Below are 2,745 nucleotides of genomic sequence, written 5' to 3'. Positions count from 1 at the left end.
AACGGCTTAACGCCGTTCGATTACATCGAACATTGCTTAGAGCAATTATCACACCCAAACTGCGTTCTCAATAGCCTATTACCCTGGTGCGTTAATCTAAGCAAGGCGTAGTTCGCCGGACGCTTACGATGTTTTGGCAGAGCCCACTGGGCCAATTTTGTTCCATACAAAATTTGGCATTTCCTCCTTAACCTACAGGGATGTAGGTAATGCCATAATGATACCGGGAGTATTATTAGCCCATGGAGGTCAGTGTGCTTGAATGATAACCTATCTAAAGGCCAGTTTAGCCAATTATGTCCCTATAAAAAGGCCAGTTCAGCATCCATGCTTCTCGTTCATAGGCTCATGGCTATGCCATATTCACCTTGCCTCTCGTTCATAAGCACATGGCTACGCCATATTCCCCGTCTCGTAGAACCTTCTCAAAATAAAGGGTGCATATAAGCTCGCTGCAAGCGATAGATCACCATGAAGGGGCGACCTGCAAACTCTCTCGCCAATACCAACTCAGCTAAAAGCTAAACACAGAAAATGTACTCAGCCTTCATTCTAAGGCTAGCAAGCTGAGTTTAAAAGGGCTAGCTTTAATGGTTACCTGAGCCGACTTTGGGGCGATAGAATGGCCTTTAACTGATTGCCATATCAAGAATGGACTCTAGAAATGATAAGTCACCAAGATATCCTTGTACGTTGGCTTAAATCCATTCTTCTTTTGAAATCTTGGGCAAATAAGTTCATATCGAGCCACAAAAACCAGCTCCTCAAAGAAAAAACGGATAGCCCTACCATTGCCTTCTCGAAAAGGATGGATGATATCAACATCACGATCTTCTCCAGCCTATCTATACACATCCTGGAAAGTCCCCAGTGAAGATGCCTAAAGCGTCCAATATCGAAAAATATATGCCTGTCCCGTATTTTGTATTTTTTGCATTTTTTTGATGGTTGAGGCAACAGATAGTCTTTAAAGTTAGTGTAAAAAATCATCCAAATAACTCATCTAACGCTGTGGAGTTAGATGAGTTAAATTATTATGGATGTCTATGTTGTTCGTGGGAAAGACCCCTTGGCTGTGTCTGGGTTACGCTGTTAAGATTTCATCACCTTGCAAGTATGGACGCAAAACATCTGGAATAACGATTGAACCGTCTTCACGCTGATTTTGCTCCAACAACGGGATTAATGTACGAGTAGTAATACCAGTACCATTGACGGTGTGAACCAAGGCTGGTTTATCTTTGCCTGACTTGTGACGGATCTTCAAACGACGCGCCTGATACTCAGTACAGTTACTACAGCTTGTTAATTCTCCCCAGCCCCAAGATTCTTCGGCACCACGACCCATCATCCAGCCTTCAACATCGTATTTCTTGAATGCCGGAGCACCCAAGTCACCAGCGCAAATACGGATAACCCGAAAATGAATGCCCAATTTTTTGAACACTTCTAATTCAAATTCGTAAATAGCTTTCAATGCTGCCGCGGATTCTTCCGGCGTAGTAATACTGACCAGCTCAACTTTGTGGAACATTTTGTTGCGATACAAACCGGCATCACGACGTCCAGATGCCCCTTCTCTTCTGAAACAAGGCGTCATCGAAACCATATTGATCGGTAAATCGGTAGTATTGATAATTTCATTAGAATATTGACCGACCAAGGCGATTTCGGCAGTACCGGCCATGTACAGGTCATCACTAGCCAGTGAGAAAATTTCTGAACCTTCATCTTCGCGACGAGGGTTGAAACCCAAACCTGCAAGGATCTCAGGGCGAGCTAGCAAAGGTACGCTGATCGGTATAAAACCTTTGCTTATAGCAAGGTCTTGAGTAAAGCGTAAAATAGCCATTTCCAAACGAGCCATAGCGCCTCGCATTAAAGGAAAACCGGCACCGGCAACCCGTGTTGCCGCTTCGAAGTCCATACCCAACCGATTGCCCAGGGTGATATGATCTTGCGGTTCAAAATCAAACTTGGGCACACTACCAAACTGATACACTTCAACATTTTCTTCGTCTGTGTTACCCATTGGTGTATCTTCATCATACGTATTGGGCACCGTCATCAACAATGTTTGGAATCTTTTTTTCACTTGATCAAACAAATGTTGAAGTACATCGATTTCTTTTTTCAGCAATTTTCCTTCTTCAATCAGCGCAGGACGTTCTTCAGCAGAGGCATTTTTCATGCTTCCGGCGATTTGATTGCTTTTTGAACGAATAGTTTCTATTTCAACGGTCAGTTTACGTCTCTGCCGGTCCAAAGCCAGCAATAAGTTGACGTCAACATCCATGCCGCGTTGTTTGCATATTTCCTGAACCTGCTGGCAATTTTTTCTTATAAAATCAATGTTGAGCATAATGTTAATGTTCCTGTACGTTGCCTGATCGGAATATTTGAGGATTGAAGAAACCACTCTATATAAGTCAAAAAGGGGTCGGCATACTGTTAGTGTTTTAGTTGTTATTGGCTAGGGTTATACAATTTACAGCCAGCTATTATTCGTGATTATGCTATCATAAAATTCCATCATTGGCATCATTCCCCTTTGTTTTATCAGGGGAAATGAGTCTAAGCCAACCAGCTAGGATGCCGACTGCCAGCCCCCTTCCCAAGATTTAAAACCTAGACATTGATGCATTTTTTTCTTCACTTTTCTCGACAATATTATTCAAATATTTACCAGCCAAAACCTCAATACTAAACAGCATATGTCCAGATAACCAAAGACGAATATTGATA

Annotated in this window: 1 protein-coding gene; it reads right to left on the bottom strand. The window is 42.5% G+C overall.

Annotated elements, in window-relative coordinates; all coding sequences use genetic code 11:
* Positions 1 to 1,084: 1,084 nt before the first annotated feature.
* Positions 1,085 to 2,362: a serine--tRNA ligase gene (serS, locus tag HRU42_RS20870; protein ID WP_295033991.1), complete on the bottom strand. Its 1,278-nt coding sequence runs from the start codon at positions 2,360 to 2,362 to the stop codon at positions 1,085 to 1,087.
* Positions 2,363 to 2,745 lie beyond the last annotated feature (383 nt).

It is taken from the genome of Shewanella sp. (assembly GCF_013214165.1).
Lineage (GTDB): Bacteria > Pseudomonadota > Gammaproteobacteria > Enterobacterales > Shewanellaceae > Shewanella.
Note: the sequence above shows the minus strand (reverse complement) of the source record. Positions and strands in the feature narration are given on the sequence as shown.